Raw genomic sequence first — 471 nt, forward strand, 5'->3', positions numbered from 1 at the left:
CAGAAAGTTAAACGCTTGCAGCGCCAACTGCCCTTGGTTGGACACAATGTAGTACATCGGATTGTGCCGAATGATCACGCGGTCGCCGATCTCCCCCAGCACGCTGAAGACAACCCACAGCACCGCAAAGACGACATTTTCTCCCATGCGGGCACTTCCTCCTTTCCCTCGCCGCGCTTAGGCCGGCAGGATCATCACTTGGCCCCGCATCCCGGTGCGGTAGTGAATGTATTGCTGCACAAAACAGCCGAAATCCCACAATCCGGGCTTGTTCGGCACCGTAAACGACAAATGCAGGCTGCCCCCGGGCTTCAACGTCGGGCTAAAATCGCCCCCCGATTGAATGTTGTACGCCGCTTTGGGCCCCACATAGGTCACAATCGCTTGATTGGGCACAAAGTTGTCGATGCCGTAGGGATCACTTAACGTCACCGGCACCCCATCCCAGAAGTCTTCTTGCCACGCATCGGC

At 56.9% G+C, this 471-nt stretch carries 1 pseudogene; it reads right to left on the reverse strand.

Annotation, left to right across the window (positions count from 1 at the left end):
* Positions 1-177 precede the first annotated feature (177 nt).
* Positions 178-471: pseudogene (locus CO251_RS13510) on the reverse strand (hypothetical protein); the annotation flags it as partial.

The organism is Sulfobacillus sp. hq2 (assembly GCF_002903155.1).
In the GTDB taxonomy this organism is placed as follows: Bacteria; Bacillota; Sulfobacillia; order Sulfobacillales; family Sulfobacillaceae; genus Sulfobacillus; species Sulfobacillus thermotolerans.